This window comes from Gorillibacterium timonense (assembly GCF_001457415.1).
GTDB classification, from domain to species: domain Bacteria; phylum Bacillota; class Bacilli; order Paenibacillales; family NBRC-103111; genus Gorillibacterium; species Gorillibacterium timonense.
Genome location: NZ_LN881724.1, coordinates 1,350,404 through 1,367,753, shown reverse-complemented (window position 1 = coordinate 1,367,753; position 17,350 = coordinate 1,350,404). Strand labels below are relative to the sequence as shown.

14 protein-coding genes and 1 pseudogene are annotated in these 17,350 nt (G+C 54.0%); 7 read left to right on the top strand and 8 right to left on the bottom strand.

Annotated features, from left to right (window positions below):
* Window positions 1–52 precede the first annotated feature (52 nt).
* On the top strand, window positions 53–514 hold the full coding sequence (locus tag BN2684_RS18730) for a GNAT family N-acetyltransferase (protein ID WP_058303642.1): 462 nt from the start codon (window positions 53–55) through the stop codon (window positions 512–514).
* An 8-nt stretch (window positions 515–522) separates the two neighbouring features.
* On the opposite strand, the gene BN2684_RS25080 is transcribed toward BN2684_RS18730, so the two are convergent.
* The 4 genes and pseudogenes from BN2684_RS25080 to BN2684_RS18710 all read right to left on the bottom strand — a co-directional run bounded on the left by BN2684_RS25080 (window position 523) and on the right by BN2684_RS18710 (window position 2,380).
* The gene (locus tag BN2684_RS25080; protein WP_058303641.1) at window positions 523–720 is read right to left on the bottom strand and encodes a hypothetical protein; all 198 of its coding nucleotides are present in this window, start codon (window positions 718–720) and stop codon (window positions 523–525) included.
* Between the two features lie 107 nt (window positions 721–827).
* Window positions 828–1,115, bottom strand: a pseudogene (locus BN2684_RS25420) (histidine phosphatase family protein); the annotation flags it as partial.
* Window positions 1,112–1,870: a metallophosphoesterase family protein gene (locus BN2684_RS18715; RefSeq protein WP_058303639.1), complete on the bottom strand. Its 759-nt coding sequence runs from the start codon at window positions 1,868–1,870 to the stop codon at window positions 1,112–1,114. The gene BN2684_RS18715 and the pseudogene BN2684_RS25420, both read right to left, overlap by 4 nt.
* Before the next feature lie 66 nt (window positions 1,871–1,936).
* On the bottom strand, window positions 1,937–2,380 hold the full coding sequence (locus BN2684_RS18710) for an aminoacyl-tRNA deacylase (protein ID WP_058303638.1): 444 nt from the start codon (window positions 2,378–2,380) through the stop codon (window positions 1,937–1,939).
* Between the two features lie 230 nt (window positions 2,381–2,610).
* On the opposite strand from BN2684_RS18710, the gene BN2684_RS18705 reads away from it, so the two are divergent.
* The 6 genes from BN2684_RS18705 to BN2684_RS18680 all read left to right on the top strand — a co-directional run bounded on the left by BN2684_RS18705 (window position 2,611) and on the right by BN2684_RS18680 (window position 11,821).
* Complete coding sequence (locus BN2684_RS18705; protein WP_058303637.1) at window positions 2,611–4,356, top strand: sensor histidine kinase; 1,746 nt, start codon at window positions 2,611–2,613, stop codon at window positions 4,354–4,356.
* Between the two features lie 50 nt (window positions 4,357–4,406).
* Window positions 4,407–5,984: a response regulator gene (locus tag BN2684_RS18700; protein ID WP_058303636.1), complete on the top strand. Its 1,578-nt coding sequence runs from the start codon at window positions 4,407–4,409 to the stop codon at window positions 5,982–5,984.
* A 175-nt stretch (window positions 5,985–6,159) separates the two neighbouring features.
* Window positions 6,160–7,080, top strand: coding sequence for an ABC transporter permease (locus BN2684_RS18695; protein ID WP_058303635.1), 921 nt, complete (start codon window positions 6,160–6,162; stop codon window positions 7,078–7,080).
* A 17-nt stretch (window positions 7,081–7,097) separates the two neighbouring features.
* Window positions 7,098–8,030, top strand: coding sequence for a carbohydrate ABC transporter permease (locus tag BN2684_RS18690; RefSeq protein ID WP_058303634.1), 933 nt, complete (start codon window positions 7,098–7,100; stop codon window positions 8,028–8,030).
* Between the two features lie 61 nt (window positions 8,031–8,091).
* On the top strand, window positions 8,092–9,660 hold the full coding sequence (locus BN2684_RS18685; RefSeq protein WP_058303633.1) for an ABC transporter substrate-binding protein: 1,569 nt from the start codon (window positions 8,092–8,094) through the stop codon (window positions 9,658–9,660).
* An 85-nt stretch (window positions 9,661–9,745) separates the two neighbouring features.
* Window positions 9,746–11,821 carry a beta-galactosidase gene (locus tag BN2684_RS18680; RefSeq protein WP_058303632.1) on the top strand — a complete coding sequence of 692 codons (2,076 nt, stop codon included), beginning with the start codon at window positions 9,746–9,748 and terminating at the stop codon, window positions 11,819–11,821.
* Window positions 11,822–11,885: 64 nt separating this feature from the next.
* On the opposite strand, the gene BN2684_RS18675 is transcribed toward BN2684_RS18680, so the two are convergent.
* The 4 genes from BN2684_RS18675 to BN2684_RS18660 all read right to left on the bottom strand — a co-directional run bounded on the left by BN2684_RS18675 (window position 11,886) and on the right by BN2684_RS18660 (window position 17,161).
* Window positions 11,886–13,874: a glycoside hydrolase family 127 protein gene (locus BN2684_RS18675; RefSeq protein WP_058303631.1), complete on the bottom strand. Its 1,989-nt coding sequence runs from the start codon at window positions 13,872–13,874 to the stop codon at window positions 11,886–11,888.
* A gap of 29 nt (window positions 13,875–13,903) precedes the next feature.
* Window positions 13,904–14,761, bottom strand: coding sequence for a carbohydrate ABC transporter permease (locus BN2684_RS18670; RefSeq protein ID WP_058303630.1), 858 nt, complete (start codon window positions 14,759–14,761; stop codon window positions 13,904–13,906).
* A 3-nt stretch (window positions 14,762–14,764) separates the two neighbouring features.
* A complete protein-coding gene (locus BN2684_RS18665) occupies window positions 14,765–15,688 on the bottom strand; it encodes a carbohydrate ABC transporter permease (protein WP_058303629.1) in 924 nt (307 codons plus the stop codon).
* Window positions 15,689–15,808: 120 nt separating this feature from the next.
* Entirely contained in the window at window positions 15,809–17,161 is a 1,353-nt protein-coding gene (locus BN2684_RS18660; protein ID WP_058303628.1) for an ABC transporter substrate-binding protein, read from the bottom strand.
* Window positions 17,162–17,350 lie beyond the last annotated feature (189 nt).

The following is a 17,350-nucleotide window of genomic DNA, read 5'->3' as shown; positions in this document are numbered from 1 at the left end:
AGGTATCGTTAGGTCAATTATCTACGACGCCCAACCTGGAGGGAAGATCCTTATGACAGAAGCCATTCAATGGAAGCAAGTCTCCGCACGCGACGAAGACCTGCACCGCCTGATTGCTATGCTCGACCACTACCTACAGCAGATCTACCCTCCCGATGAAATCTTCTTACTCGACTTTTCGGATCCGCATATTGAGGATGTGACCTTCCTGGTCGCCTATCTCGAAGAGACGCCTGTTGGCTGCGGTGCTTTCAAACCGCTTGATCACGAATCGGCGGAAATCAAGCGGGTCTTCGTCGATCCGGAATACCGCAATCGCGGCATAGCTTCCGGACTCATCGGAGAGCTGGAGCAATCGGCCCTTCAACAGGGATACAAGCTCATGCGCCTCGAAACCGGAGAGCCACAGCTGGAAGCCGTCCGCCTCTATCAAAAGCTCGGATACGCCTTCATCCCTCGATACGGAGAGTATCAATGCTGTGAGTCCAGCATCTGCATGGAAAAGCAGCTCTGATCCGACAATTAGGCCTGTGCAGGGCTGCCGCCAATCCGGCTGTCCCATTCGATTTCAGCTACATCCAGAAAGGTTGATCCCTCAAACCGCATGCGAAGCACATAGGGCATCCGGTTGACGATGCGGCAGAAGCCTTGCCAGCCGAAGGATGGGTCGTAGTGGTGAATGATTGTACCGAGCGCCGTGCCATGCGTTCCGATCGCCACCGTGCTTCCTTCGTTGTCGTTAAGGATGGCATGAAGTGCACGCAGTTGCGCTCCTGCACCTCTTGAAGACATTCGCCTCCTTCGAGCTTGAAGGTGAAGTCGCTCCACTGCTCCTGTGCATACGCGAGGAAGTCCTCTACCCAACCGCCTACCCGCCGCTCGCGGAGACCCTCGACTTCGCGGATCTCAAGTCCGCATTCATCGGCCAAGCCTTGAACGGTATCCACGGTCCGGCGATAAGGGCTGGAATAGACTCGCCTGATGCCCCTTCCCTTGAAGACTCGAGCAAGTTCAACCGAGTCTTCTTGTCCTCGTTCCGTTAAAGGTCTTATGGCATCCTCCCGAACGGTGGAATCCGATTGCGCATGACGGATAAAGTATATCGTCGTTGTCACGGATGGTAGTCCTCCTGCAGTTTTGGCTTCAAACCCCGGTACTTCGCGGTACGAAGCTCATTTATGTACGCTTCCGCTTCCGGCATTGCCGATCTTACCGCCAGCTGCACCGCTCGCTCAATGTCGTAGGGCACGCGGACGAACTGAAGCCCGAATGGTCCAGGCGTTTTACTGCCGCATACCCCCTCCAGGATGACATAGGAGGCTTGGGTCAGATCGAGCGGATTTCCTACGCTCCCTGTGTTGAACAATGTTTTGCCCTCCGGCAAATGCTGAAGATAAGCTTGATGAATGTCTCCATACCCGACGACATCCGCCGTTACTTGTTCCATCATCCATTCGGAAGCCGCAAAGAGAGACATCCTCTTCTCTTCCTCATCCCAAGGCTGAATCCGCTCATAGAGGCTGCGGGGGGAAGCGTGAAACAACCGGACATAACGACCGCTTATGTACTCTTCAATCACGAACGGCAGCGTGTGCAGGAAAGCAAGCCGTTCTTTGCCAAGCACTTGCTGATGCCAATTTATCGTCTTGCTATCGGTCACATTCGGAACGAAATCATCCCAATTCCCTCGCACAATCCGTTCGCATCGGTCCCGGACGAGATCGACCGTCAAGTCGGATTCAGGCCCTTTCCCCACCAAATCCCCCAAGCAATAAATACGGGTAACGTCCCGCATGCGGATATCCTCAAGCACCGCTTCGAGAGCCGGAACATTTCCATGGATGTCCGAAAGAATAGCTATCCGGTCCATCAAAGCCCTCCCTCCCATTTCCTATGTTACTCCCTTTGTGAATTCCCTTTGTTAGGGATACCCAAGTTAGAGATACCCAACAACCGTATGCAGGCGCTCCACATCCTTGGGCGAAATCTTCAAGGTGGTCCGCGGACTGCCCGTTCCTCCGTAGATCAGGTCATACCGGAATAACCTCCGGTCGATTACAACTGGGAGCTCCGGTTGGATCAAAGCGACATCTCCGACCGAGCTTCCCGTCACTTGCTCGACTTCCTTCGGCTTCGCCAGCTTTACCCCTTCAACCCCCAGCACCAGCTTGAGCTCATCCCAGTTCACCGGCCCGCGGTCGCCCGATAGGATCAAGCAAGCATACCCCTTCTCCGACTTCACCAACAAGGCTGGCGCGGTCTGACCGAGAGATATACCGAAATAATCGGCTCCCTCCTGAGCCGAATGGAGGGTCCGTTCTTGCGTGATGATTTCAAACAGCACTTCCTTGCTATCCAGAAACTGGACCACTTTATTCATAGGGTAGGCCCTCCAGAGATGGTTGCCAAATTTCGATAGCAGTCCCTGATCTGCAACGTCCAAGCATCAAGCGAACTCGGAGGCTGAATCGTTCGGCAATAACTTTCCTCATTTTACCTGAAAATCCTTCGGCTCGGAATGGAAATTTGCGGTAAGGCGATCCGGCTCGTTTTCTGTGCATTTTCTGATATAGTAAAGGAAGTTCATGTCGAATCGAGGGGAAGATGAACATGCGCCCTTTCTGGACCAAAAAGAGATTCATTCCCTTTACGTACAAGATCATGATTCCCTACCTGATTCTCGTTCTGCTAACCGACCTTCTCATCGGATACATCTCCTATACCATGCTCGTGGAATCTCGGACGGAAATGGCGGAGACCAACATCCGCACGCTCGTTAAGCAGACCCGCAACAACATGACGTATCAAATGGACGAGATTCAGCGCATGTCCGACACCCTCTTCAGCAGCTTGTCGCTGCAGACGGCTCTGCAATTTACGGGCAACCAACGCGATGTCATGCTGAACATTAGGGACAACATCGTTCCTCAGATGAAGGGACCTCTGCTCCTCTACGGCAACAACCTGCGGCTCGCCCTCTATACCGTGAATGAGGAGATCCTTGAAGTTCCCGGTGACGATATGGCCGCACCGATTCAACGAAGGGATTATTACGTCTTGAATTTCTCGCGGATCGTGGACACCGATTGGTTCCGCTATTTGCAGGGAGCGTACGCTGACAATCTGTGGATTCAGCTCGGCACCGACAAGGAGCTCGGCAATCTATCGCACTTCCGCAAGCTGGTTACATCGGGGGCAGGACCTACCGTTATCGGCTACGTGCAGATAACTGCCCGTTTGGATGATCTGCTCAGCACAACAAACAATACCTTTCCATTCGAACAGGGGATGCGTCTCCGTTTATTCGACAACCAAGGCCGCATCCTGTATGAGAAGGGCCATTCTCTTGAAGGAACTTCAAAGGATCAATCGGATTATTTGAGCATTGAAGAAGATATGCCGGACACCGGCTTCGTCATGGAAGCTCAAGTGCCTCACACGTACCTGAATAAGGATGCGAGCCGGCTGCAACGCGTCATCGTCGCCATTTGCGGAATCAGCTTCGTCGTGATGGCGGGCATCGGGTTCGTTGTGGCGCGCGTATCGGGCAAGAAGATGAAACGAATTCTGAAGCTCGTTCGCTCCTTCAAGGACGGCAACCTGGAGAAGCGCATCGAATTCACCGGCAACGACGAGTTCGTTCACATCGCGAACTCCTTTAACCAGATGGCGACCAGCATCGAGCTCTTGATCCACGATGTCTACGAACAGGGCCAGCAGAAGAAGCAGGCGGAGCTCGATGCGCTCCAAGCCCAAATCAGTCCTCATTTTCTGTACAATACCTTGTCTGCCATCGGCAGCTTGTCCAATCTCGGTGAGGTACAGAAGGTGACGCAGATGGTACAAGCGTTATCCCGTTTTTACCGGTTGACCTTGAGCGAGGGACAAAGCGTCATTCCACTGGAGAAGGAATTGGAGCAGGTGGAAGCTTATCTGGAAATTCAACGAGTGAAGTACGCTGACGCGTTTACGGTTACGATCGACATCGAACCGGAGATCAGGCCGCTGCCGATCATCAAGCTGATTTTACAGCCCTTCGTTGAAAATGTGTTCAAGCATGCGTGGTTTGGAGAGACGATCGCCATCCGCATCACGGGCAAGCGTCTTGGAGAACTGCTGGAGCTGAAGGTGATCGACAATGGGATCGGCATGCAGCCCGAAGCCTTGCAAAGCTTGCTGAAGAGCACCGTGCAGGCCAGCGGCTACGGCCTCAAAAACGTAGAAGACCGGATCAAGCTGCGGTACGGACCCGAATACGGGATCAAAGTCCGAAGCTTGTATGGGGCGGGAACGACCATTCGCATCCTCCTGCCGGTTCAGGATCAGCAATTGTCCCTCGATGAGAGCGATCCGTGATACCCGGTATTGACCGATCTGCCCGATGACCTACATGGAGCGTGAAGTGTATGCATAACCTAACCGTCTTGCTTGTGGACGATGAATTCGTCGACTTGGAATGGCTGAGACGCCGCGTAACGGGCAACCCGCAATTAACCGATGCTAACGTAGTAACTGCATCAAGCGGCTTTGCCGCCCTCAAGATCATGGAGGAGAAGCAAATCGACTTACTTTTCTCCGATATTCGCATGCCGATCATGTCGGGGATGGAATTTGCCCGCAAAGCCAAGGAGATCAATCCCCGCATTCATCTTGTGTTCATCAGCGGGCATCAGGACTTCGCCTACGCGAAGGAAGCCATCCAAATGAATGCGGATGGGTATCTCTTGAAGCCGGTGGACGATGGCGAGCTGAATGCCAAGATTGCCGAGCTGATCGCCCGAATCGCTCATGAGCGGGCCCAAGACAAGGCACTCTCCGACACTTTATCCTTGGTTAACCAGGAGCTGATCTTCCGTTGGCTTAACGAAGAGACTCCCGCACAGGCCGAAGCTCATGTTCACGGCTTCCTCGAGCCGATGCTGAACGGCGGTCTCACGGTGGCCTTGATCGAAATCGACGATCTCACCTGGCGGATGAAGGAGCTCCCCGAGGATGAACAACGATCGCTGAAGGCCTCGATGGCGGAGTTTATCCGCAGCTTCTCCGCTACGTATCATTTAGGCACCGTCATCAAGGGGTACGATTTTCATTTCGTGCTGCTCGTCGCCGAACACAAGGAGCGGATCTCGATCCCGCTGCAGGAGCTGATCGGAGAATTCGGCAAACGGTTTCCCTATACGATCACCATCGGAACCGGCATGCCCACCATCGAGCTGTCCAAGCTGCGCGATTCGTATCGGCAGGCACAGGCCGCGCTCAGCATCAAATGGATCGTAGGCAAAAATCGGTTGATCGAGGATGCTACCGAATGGATCCCGAAGGAGCGAATCGCTCCAAATCTGGAGGACAAGGTCGACCAGATGCTGAAAGCCATGCTCGAGTATGATCTGGTGGCGATCGACGACTGCCTTCACGAGCTGTTCGGGGGAGACAATCCGTTGACCCGCAAGAACGATATCTACGACCTCATCATCCGCATAACTTCCAAGCTGCACGCCGACTTGCTGCAAATGAACGAGCATTTGTACGACATCCTAAATTGGGATGCCCGGCAATCATCCGTGCTCTTTCAATTCGAAACCGTACAGGACGTTGTCTCCTGGCTGAGGAGAAGATTTTTTGAGCTCTCTGAGCTGCTTTACCTGAAGAAACAGCGACAGAAGCGCAAGCTGATCGACAACATCACCCATTTCGTGGAGGAGCGGCTGGATACCAAGATCACGCTCAACGAAGTAGCGGCCCACTTCAGCTTTACGCCCAACTACCTCGGCCAGCTCTTCAAGCTGGAGACGGGCATCCTCTTCAGCGACTATCTCAATGAGCTGCGCATGAAGAGAGCCTGCGAACTGCTTGCCGACCCTTCCCTCAAGATTTATGAAATCGCTGAGCAAGTCGGCTATAAGAATATCATCTACTTCAATCGGCAATTCAAGCAGACCCTGTCCATGACACCAGGTGAATACCGAAAGAAGCAGCGAATCTAATCTCTCTTCGGAAGCCCGGTCAAATGGACCGAGCTTTTTTTCTTAACCTGAGCTTAATAAAGACCATTGAAAACGTAACCATTTTCGTTGTTCCCCTGAATTTTCTCGGTTTCCTCCGCTCTCTATAATGAAATCAGATAGACAGACTCTGATTCACCGAGAGGAGAGAGTGTTCATGAAACGGCATGGCTTCTTCCGAGACGTCGTGAAATACCGGACGATCCTGCTCATGCTCGCGCCGGCAGTGCTGTTTTACCTCTTGTTCGCCTACTTGCCGATGGCGGGGATTGTCATGGCGTTCAAGCGGTACGATTACGCGGGAGGCGTCTTTGGAAGTCCGTGGAATGGGTGGGACAACTTCCGATTCTTTTTCGAATCGGGAGACGGGTGGCGGGTAACCCGCAACACCGCTCTGTATAACCTGGTTTTCATCGTCATCAACAACGCGCTTCAAATCGTCACGGCGATTTTCCTGTTCGAGGTTGGAGGCAAATGGTTCCGCAAGATTGCCCAATCCGCCATGTTCCTGCCCTACTTCATCTCGTGGGTTGTCGTGGGAGCGATTGCCTATAACTTCTTGAACTTCGATATCGGAACGATTAACTCCATGCTGCGAAGCTTCGGCCTTGCGCCAATCGACATCTACAACAGCCCCCAGTACTGGCCTTACATTCTCGTCATCGTCTCCGCCTGGAAGGGGCTCGGGTACGGCACGATCATGTACCTGGCTGCCATTACCAGCATCGACACCGAGATGTACGAGGCTGCTGAGATCGACGGCGCCAACATTTTTCAACGTGTACGCAAGATCACGATTCCTTGCTTGTACCCGACGATGATTATTCTCATCCTGCTTGCAGTCGGCAACATCTTCCGCGGAGACTTCGGGATGTTTTACAACATGGTCGGCAGCAACGGGGTCCTGTTCTCCGCCACCGACGTCATCGACACCTATGTCTTCCGCTCGCTTCTGACCACGAATGATGTGGGCATGTCCGCCGCAGCCGGCTTTTACCAATCTGTACTTGGCTTTGTCACGATCACCCTGGTGAACTATGCCGTTCGCCGCTATGACAAAGACCGGGCACTCTATTAATAAAGGAGGGCACCATCATGAGTGCACATGCTCCAGCAGCTGCAACGGGTACCGGCCGGCCGAAGAAGATCCGCCATCTCGACCGCACCCTCTTCTCGGCGATCGGTTACGTGTCGTTGATCTTTCTCTCCGTCGCATGCGTCCTGCCGTTCATCCTGATCCTGTCTTCATCGCTCACCAAAGAGAGTGTCATCGTATTGAAGGGGTTCCAGTTCTGGCCTTCCGTCTTCTCCACCGAGGCTTATCGGATTCTGTTCAAATACCCGGATCAGATCATCAACGCTTACCTCGTAACCATCGCGGTTACCGCCATCGGCACCTTATTCGGCCTGTTTCTCAACTCGATGACTGCCTATTGCCTGTCCCGCAAAGACTTTAAATGGCGCAATCAGTTCTCCTTCTTCTTCTTCTTCACAACCCTGTTCAACGGGGGGCTCGTTCCGTGGTATCTGCTCATGACGAATTACCTTCACCTGAAGGATCGAATGATCGTCCTCATTGTGCCGCTGCTCCTGAACGTCTTCTACATCATCGTGCTCAAGTCATTCATGAACGGCATCCCAGAGGCCATCACCGAATCCGCCAAGATCGACGGAGCCGGCGATTTCCTGATCTACCGCAAGCTGATTCTTCCGCTCGCGAAGCCGGCCCTCGCCACCATCGGCCTCTTGCTCGCACTTGCATACTGGAATGATTGGTACAACGCGCTTCTGTTCGTCTCGAACGACAAGCTCATGCCTCTCCAATATTACCTGTACAAGATGCTCGGCAACATGGACGGCATGCGCAAGGCCATGATGGGTTCAGGTGCTGTCGTTACGACAAGCCTGCCGACTGAAGGGCTGAAGATGGCCATGACCATCGTAGCATGCGGACCGATTCTTCTCGCTTATCCGTTCGTCCAAAAGTACTTCGTCACCGGTCTCACGATCGGCGCTGTCAAGGGATGATCCCGGTTCGCCGGATTATCATAGAACCACTTACCATTATTCTCTAGGGGGAAATGGAAACATGTTAAAACGAAAAGGGATGGCAGCGCTCGCGTTCGTACTGTCCACAACCATGGTTCTCGGAGCCTGCAGCAGCTCCAAGTCGTCTGACTCAAGCTCTCCTGAAGCGAGCAAAGCGCCGGCAGCTTCCTCTGCAACGGGTGAAACGGGAGCGATTGATACCTCCAAGCCCGTGTCGCTTAAGATGGTGTTCGTCGGACCGAAGCCGGTTGACTACGATACGGTATTTGCCGAAGTCAACAAAAAGCTCCGGGAGAAGATCAACACGACGATTGATGGCGAATTCCTCGACTGGTCCGACTGGGCGCAGAAGTATCCGCTCAAGCTGGCCGCCAACGAAAATTTCGATATGATTTACGCGGCGAACTGGGCCAGCTACAATGACCAAGCGCTGAAGGGCGGCTTCCTTGAACTGACCGATGATCTGCTGCAGAAGTACATGCCGCAAACCTGGAAGAACATGCCGCAGGTCAACTGGGATCAAGCCAAAGTCAACGGCAAGCTCTACATGGTTCCGCAAAACCGCGGAGAATCGGTCGAGAAGCTGATCGTGTATCGCGAGGACCTGCGCAAAAAGTACAACCTCCCGGAAATCAACAGCCCGGAAGCTTATGCCACTTATTTGAAAACGATTGCAGCGAGTGAAAAGGGAGTCACTCCCTTCACCCCGGAGACCGGCGATTGGAAGCTCCACAACCTGGACCGTATCCTGCTCAAGCAGAAAAACAATTGGAACATGCTTGATTTCGATCTCCCAGTCGGCTTTAAGATTGACGATCCGACAGGCAAGATCTTCAATGTCTATGAAACACCCGAATTCAAGGAGCTCGTTCTCTACTACAAAGACTTGGCCGACAACAACGCTTGGTCGAAGAACGTCCTGAACAACAAAAACGACCATCAGCAGGATTTCAAGGAAGGCAAGACGGCCTCCATCACGCACAACCTCGGTACGCTCGGTTCCATCGTCACGGAAATGAGACGGAACAACTCTCCGTTTGAGGTAGCGCTGGCCGATATCACACCCGACAAGAAAAAATCACAAGCCGTCGCCACCCAAAACGGCGTCGCCATCCACGCGACCTCGAAGAATGGGGAACGCGCTCTGATGGCCCTCGACCTCCTGCAGAACGACAAGGAAATTCATGACCTGATCATGTATGGCATTGCCGGAACCCACTACGAAGCCGTTGGCGACGACAAGTACAAGACCTTGGAGAAGGGCACCAACTATACCGGCTTCTCCAACTGGGGCTTCAACTCCCCGCTGAACCGCGACGATTCGGCATTCCCAGCGGAAGGAACAGCTTTGACGGATAAATGGAACAGTGAAATCTACCATTACCCGCTTGAAACCTTCGTCTTCGACAACAGCAAGGTGAAAACCCAAGTCGCCAACGTCAGCAACGTCATGCTGCGCTATGGCATCCCGCTCGAATACGGAGCCGTTCAGGATGTAGATAAGGGCTTGGCCGACCTGCAAAAGCAAGTGAAGGCCGCAGGAATCGACGCCATCATCGCCGAAATTCAAAAACAGGTTGACGAATTCCTGGCGAAGCAGGCCAAGTAACGCCAACAGGTATCGGGGAGACACCTGTCTCCCCTTTTCTCTTCCACCGCTGCTCCCTATTCCCTACAACAAAGGAGAATGGCTCATGACGACTCTCTATCCCCCGATCAGCTTCAAGCTGCCGGTCTTCATGCACGGCGCCGATTATAACCCGGACCAATGGCTGCACGATCCGGCCGTCCTAGAGGAAGACATTCGACTCATGAAGTTGGCCGGCTGCAATGTGGTTTCCATCGGTATTTTTGCCTGGTCGGCGTTGGAGCCCGAGGAAGGCGTCTTCACCTTCGAATGGATGGACCGCTTGCTGGACCGTTTGGCCGATAACGGCATTTTCGCTTGGCTTGCGACCCCGAGCGGCGCCCGCCCCGCATGGATGTCCGAGAAGTATCCGGAGGTTCTGCGCGTCGAAAGCAATCGCCGGCGCAACCTGCACGGCATGCGGCATAATCATTGCTTCACCTCGCCGGTCTACCGGGAGAAAACCGCCATTCTGAACGCGAAGCTGGCCGAGCGCTACTCTCGGCATCCCGCCGTCGTGGGCTGGCACATCTCCAATGAATTCGGCGGTGAATGCCATTGCGACTACTGCCAAGAAGCGTTCCGAGCCTGGCTGAAGCAAAAGTACGGCAGCCTGGACAACCTCAATGCGGCCTGGTGGGCAGCCTTCTGGAGCCACACTTATACCTCTTGGACCCAGGTGGAATCCCCCGCTCCGCACGGAGAAAGCATGGTCCACGGCCAAAATCTCGATTGGCGGAGATTCGTCACGGATCAGACGATCGACTTTTACAAGCATGAGATCGCGCCTTTGAAGGCCGTCAATCCGGAGCTGCCCTGCACGACCAATTTCATGGACTGGTTCGAGGGCTTGGACTACCGCCGATTCGCGGAAGCGGTCGATGTCATCTCGTGGGATGCCTATCCCACTTGGCACAAACCCGCCTCAGAGGGCGATATCGCCGCCTGGTTCGCCTTCAATCACGATCTGTTCCGCTCGCTCAAGAAGAAGCCCTTCATGCTCATGGAAAGCACGCCCAGCCTGACCAACTGGCAGCCGATCAGCAAGCTGAAGAAGCCGGGCATGCACCGCTTGTCTTCCTTGCAAGCGGTCGCTCACGGCTCGGATACGGTCCAATACTTCCAGTGGCGCAAGAGCCGCGGCTCCAGCGAGAAATTCCACGGAGCTGTCGTCGATCATGCCGGGCATGAACACACCCGCGTCTTCTCCGATGTCGCCCGGCTGGGAGCCACCCTCAAGGGGCTGACGGAGCTGATCGGAACCGTTCCGGTTGTGGAGACCGCCATCCTCTGCGACTGGGACAACCGCTGGGCGGTCAAGGATGCACAAGGCCCGCGCAACAGCGGCCTCCATTATGAAGAGACCGTTCTGCAGCAGTACCGGGCACTCTGGGAAATGGGCGTTCCAACCGATATCGTCGGCTCTCAGGACGACTTCTCCGCCTACAAGCTACTCATTCTGCCGATGGCTTATCTGCTCCGTGAAGAAACCGGAGCCGCCATTGATCGGTTCGTCCAAGGCGGCGGCACGCTAGTGACCACTTATTGGTCGGGCATTGTCGGAGACAGCGACCTGTGCCATCTCGGCGGCTTCCCCGGCCCGCTGCGAAACACACTCGGCATTTGGGCGGAGGAAATCGAGGGGCTGTACGATGACGAAAGCAACCGGCTGATCATGTTCGGAAACGGCAAGGACTCTTCCTGGTTCCCGGGCAGCTACGAAATCCGCGAGCTGTGCGAACGTATCCACTCGGAAGGCGCGGAAGTCATCGCCGTATATGGGGATGACTTCTACCGAGGCGAGCCTGCTCTGACCGAGCACCGGCACGGGAACGGCAAAGCCTATTACTTGGCGGCGCGCGTCAGCGATCCCTCCTTTTATCGTGCCTTTTACGGCAAGTTGATCCGGGATGCCGGTATTTGCCGCACCCTCGAGACCGAGCTTCCCGAGGGCGTAACCGCCCAGCTCCGCAGCGACGGCGAATCCGATTATGTCTTTGTGCTCAACTTCTCCGGACAGGAAGAAGGGATTACGCTCGACGCGGAGCCTTACGTCGATCTGGAGAGCGGCGAAGCCATCACCGGTGCGCTTGCGCTTCCCCGATATGGCGTACGCATCCTTAAGCGGAAAACGAGAGCATAATCCTTCGAGCAAAAAGAACCTTCCAACCCGTGGCTTCAACGGGATGGAAGGTTCTTTTGCAAGATCAAGGCGATAGGATTTTCTCGGTTGGATCAAGCCTTGTATCCTCGAAGATCCACACCGACATTTCTCCAATCCCCCGATTCGCCCAAGCAAAGTACGGGATGAGCTTCAAATCGACAGGCTCGCAGACATAGCCCGTATCGCTCTGGTATAGACGGTTCGTCCACTTTCCTTCCGACGATACCCGATAGCCGGCCGTCTGAAGCGTCTTGACTCCTTTGGGAAACTCTTCTTCTTCTCCGAGGGTATATTCCCCGTCTTCCTTGAGGCGAAGCTGGTAAAGCCGCTTCCCATTATCCGCCTCTTCCAGGCAATACACGAACGGACCGCGCTGAAGCGCCACTTTGGAATAGGTTTGCCTGACGAGCGGGTGGCTCTTCATCCGTCTAACCGGCATGGAGAATGTCAGCTCCACCGTATCTCCCGGGTGCCATTTTCGAGTCAAGCGGATGTACCCGTCCTCTCCTGCGCAGGTCACACTCTCCGTCTCCCCCCCTGCGAGGATATCCACACGGTCGGTCCACTCCGGCATACGCAGCGCCAGCGTGAATTCTCCGTTCCGTTCCGGATTAACCACGAGGCGCACTTTGCCCTCTGACACATAGTCAGAATGAAGCTCTACATCAACCATTTGGCCGCCAAGCTCCACTCGGGTACGAGCGCCGATATAGAGTTCGACATATAAGGCATCATCTTGCAAGGTGAAGATATATTCACCGAGCGACGCCAGGAGTCGGGCGACATTAGGCGGGCAGCAAGCGCAGCTGAACCAGCCTTGACGCTCCGCTTTGATATGATCATAATTCTTGTTCTTGCCGATCACATCGGGATAGACCTCCAACGGATTCACGTAGAAAAACCGGGTTCCATCGAGCGACATTCCGCCGATCACCGTATTATACAGCGCCCGCTCCATCACATCGGCATAGCGGCTGCTACGGTGCAGCTTGAGCATTCTCCTTGCGAAAAACATCAAGCCAACCGATGCGCAGGTCTCCGCATAAGCCAAATCTCCCGGGAGGTCGTAATCCGCGCTGAACGATTCCCCTTGCTCCATGGAGCCGATGCTGCCGGTGATGTACATCCGTTTGCCGGTGATGCTGTCCCACAGCTTCTTGCAGGCGGAGAGCATCTGCGCGTCCCCCGTCTCGGCAGCGATATCAGCCATCGCCGTGCACATGTAGACGAGGCGGACGGCATGCCCTTCCGCATCCATCTGCTCGCGGACAGGCAGATACGACTGGCTGTACGAATGATCGTGAACCATGGATAGCTGTGGAAAATGGACGGTTCTTCCCCGCTTCTCCCACTCTTCTTCGAAATAATGCGGCATCGTTCCCCGCTGGTCCAGGAAAAAGCGGCTTAGGTTCAAATACTTCTCGTTGCCGGTTGTTCGGTACAGCTTGACGAGCGCCAGCTCGATCTCCTGGTGGCCATCGTATCCGTGAAGCTTACCGGGCTCTCGGCCAAATACGGAATCGATATAGTCCGCAAATCGGCTGACCGCGTCCAGCAGCTTCCGCTTGCCGGTCGCCCGGAAGTAGGCTGTGCCTGCCTCGATGAAATGACCGGCGCAGTAAAGCTCATGACATTCCGCGAGGTTGCTCCATTCCTTGCCCGGTTCCTTGAGCGTGAAGTACGTATTGAGATAGCCGTCTTCTCGCTGCGCTCCCACGACAATATCGATGACACCGTCAGCGATCTCTTCTAATGCGGAATCTCGGCGAGTCTCCAGAAGATAAGCTGCCGCTTCCAGCCATTTTGCCACGTCGCTGTCCTGAAACACCATGCCATGAAACTCGCCGGCTTCCAGGCCTGCGGCAATCTTGAAGTTGCGAATGGCATGACTTGGCTCGGCGTCTTGAACCCGATCGTTCAAGGCTTCCCATTGATAAGGAACCATGACCTCCCGCACCAAGCGAATGTAATCGGACCAGAAGGGATCCTCGATCTGAATATTGTGGGTCGGACTCGTCTGTGCTGCTTTCATGGATGAAACTCTCCTCTCTCCTCTGGGTCTTACCCCTTGACTCCCCCGACTGTCAATCCTTCAATAAAATAACGCTGGAAGAACAAGAACAGGAGCAGAATCGGCAAGATGGCCAGTACCGAGCCTGCGATTAGGGCTTCATAATTGCTGCTGAGCGGGGACACAAACGAAGCGAGCCCGATCGGCAGAGTGAATTGGTCGGTGGTCCGAAGCACGATGAGCGGCCAGAGGAAGTTGTTCCAGCTGTTCATCGCTTGCAGGATGGTGATCGCTCCAAACGCCGGTGCCATCAGCGGAACCATGATTCGGAAGAAGATCCCGTATTCCGTGCAGCCGTCGATGCGGCCGGCATCCATGAAATCCTTCGGCAGCCCGAGCGCAAACTGACGGAAGAAAAAGATCGGCAGCGGAGCGACGGCAAAGGGCAAAATAACACCCCAAATCGAATTGATCAACTTCAACGTGATCATCAGCTTGTAGAGCGGCAGCAGGATGATCTCCACCGGAATCATCATCACGACCAGCACCAGGGTAAAGATCAGATCCCGGCCCTTGAATCGATACATCCCGAGTCCGTAGCCGACCATCGAGGACAGCAGCAGGCTGAGTAAGGTAAAGATCATGGTGATGACGACGCTGTTTTTGTACCATTCAAAATAATGGCTCGCCGCGCCTTTGCCCAGGAACACAATTTTGTAATTTTCGAAGCTCATCAAATGAAAATCAAGACGAACGTTCAGCCCGTAGCGGAACAATTCGGTCGCGGGCTTCAAGGAAGCCAGGAACAGCGCGTAGAGCGGAAACAGCATGATGGCGCCAAGAAGAACAAAGAGAACGAGCAGCAGAATGGATGTGGGAGTGAATGAGAATGGCTTTTTTTCCTTCATCGTCTAGTCCTCCCTCTTGAACAAGCCGGTCAATGTGAGCTGCACCAGACTGACCACTAGCGTGATGGCCAAAAGGGTTAGTCCGATTGCGGAGCCAAAGCCGAGGTTAAAGTATTGGAAGCCCTGCTGATAGATGTAACCGACCAAGGTAAGGCCGATATTTTGCGGGGAGGGCTTGCCGGCCCACAGCATGTAGCTCTCGGTGAACATGGAGAAGCCGCCGTATATGGTAATCGTCACGACATAGACCGTGATCGGTTTAAGCATCGGAACGGTGATGGAACAAAATCTTCGCAGCCTGCCCGCTCCATCGATTTCGGCAGCCTCGTACAACTCGACGGGAATGCTCTGCAGGGCGGACAGAAAATAGAGCAGATTGATGCCAATCCACCGCCATCCGGCCAAGATGACGAGGGCGAGCATCGACAGATGGGAGCTGTACAACCAGCGCTGGCTGGGGATGCCAAACGTATGAAGTACGGTGTTCATCAAGGCTCCGTCCAGCTCTCCGAAGATCAGACGGAAGATGACGCCGGCGACCACAACGGATGTCAAGGCGGGTATAAACAAGGTGGAGCGGAAGAAATTGCTGGCGATCATCTTCTTGGAGTTTAAGAAGACAGCGAGCACCATCGGAACCGGAATCAACAAGAGCAAGGTCCAAACGGTATACCGGCTGCTGTTGAGCAACGCCGATCCAAAGTCATCGTTCCACAAGTGTCTGTAATTGTCCCAACCGACAAAGGTGGTCTCCCCTGGAACGATCTGTTGAAAGCTCATCACCCCCGCGCTGATCAACGGATAGGCGAAGAAGATGAGAAACGATAATAGAAAGGGCATAACGAACACGTAAGGCGCTATCTTTTGCGAGCTTACCAAATGCCTTCGCTGCTTGCTCGGACGCATAGGCTCTCTTTCTATCTGCATGTTAATGCCTCCACTCGAGTCATGTAGAAGGGCTCCTCCCGATTAGACAAAGGAACCCGAACGAAGGACGGGGAAGAAAGGCACCTCCCCTCCCCGTTCCGTTCAAGGACAAGCACGACCTCATTTCAGACTTGCTTGGACATCCTTCAGAACCTGGGCCGGGTCCTTCATATTAATGAAGATTTCCGGCATCGCCTTGTTGCGGACAGCGTCGAATACTTCCGGCGACTTCTCGCGAATATTCACCGGAGCGATCTGATCCTTCACGCTGAGCAGCGTATCGAAGATGTCCGTTCCGAAGTACTCGGTATATTTGTTGGATTCCTTCATGGCCGGATCGGTCCAAACGTCCGTACGAATCGGGTCGAAGCCGAGCTGCTTCCAAACCTGGATATTGCCTTCCTTGGACAGCTTCGCATAAGCCAGGAATTCCTTGATTAACTCCGGATTCTTCGCTTGGTTCGTGATGGAAGTCGCCGTTCCTCCCATGCCCGCCGAGCGGTTGCCACCTTCGCTCCAAGCTGGCATCGGGCGGATGATGATCTTCCCCTTGAGATCCGGCATATGGTCCGTGAAACGGTTCATGAACCAGAAGGGCATGAAGACGGATGCGGCGCTCTGCGAATCCATATAGCCGAAGTATTCTTCGGTGTCATGACCGGCTCCGGGAGCAACCGCCGCTACGCCTTCCTTGACGAGCTTCTGGAAGAACTCCATCGTCTTCACATTGACCGGAGTGTCCACGGTTACATGACCGTCCTTGTCTACCTGATCGGAACCCTGTTGGCTGATGGCCGGCCACCAGGACCAGTTGCCGTTCCCCTCGAATGTGATCATCGGCTTGCCGGTCTTCTCCAGCATCTGCTTGCCGGCTGCTTCGAAATCGGCCCAGGTCTTGATGTCGTCCGCTTTTAAACCGGCTTTGTCGAGCATTTCCTTGTTGTAATACATGACCGTCGCGCCGACGTGATAATCGATGCCGTAGTACGTGCTATCTTTGCTGTAAATGTCCACGCGCGACTTGACGATGTTAGTCAGCTCCGGTTCCACGATGTCATTCAAGGAGACGAGCTGTGGAGTTCCCTTCATGAAATTAGGAAATTTGCTCTGCTCGATATCGACCAAATCCGGAGCTCCGACTCCCGATTGCAGGGCAACCAGGAGTTTGGTATGCATGTCATCGTAAGGAATGGTCGTCGCATCGAGCTTGATTGTCTTGTCGGGATGGCTTTGATTCCAGCTCTCCGCCATGCTTTCATAAAACTTCTGATGAGCGTCCACAAACGTCCAGAACACGACCTTCTGCGCTTCGCCGGATGCCTTCGCCGTTTCTTTTGCGGAGTTGTCGGTTGCGCTTTGTGCCGATGGGCTGTTGGAGGTTTTCTCTGTAGATTGCTTTCCTCCGCTGCAGCCGGAGAGCCCCATTGCCATTGCTAATGTAAAGACGGTGGCCTTAAGCAGTGCCTTTTTCATTCAACTTCCTCCTTGAATGATTTATACTTAGCCCGATTAAGGGGATAAGCCAGCCCGGAAACTGATTTTCGAAAGCGTTATCAATTAAAAGAAAAACGGATCGTGAGTTATAGGATTACAACTTGTAAGTAAGCGCTTTATTTATTATATTACATGGAGTATCATGAATGATAAACGGGAGATTCCAAC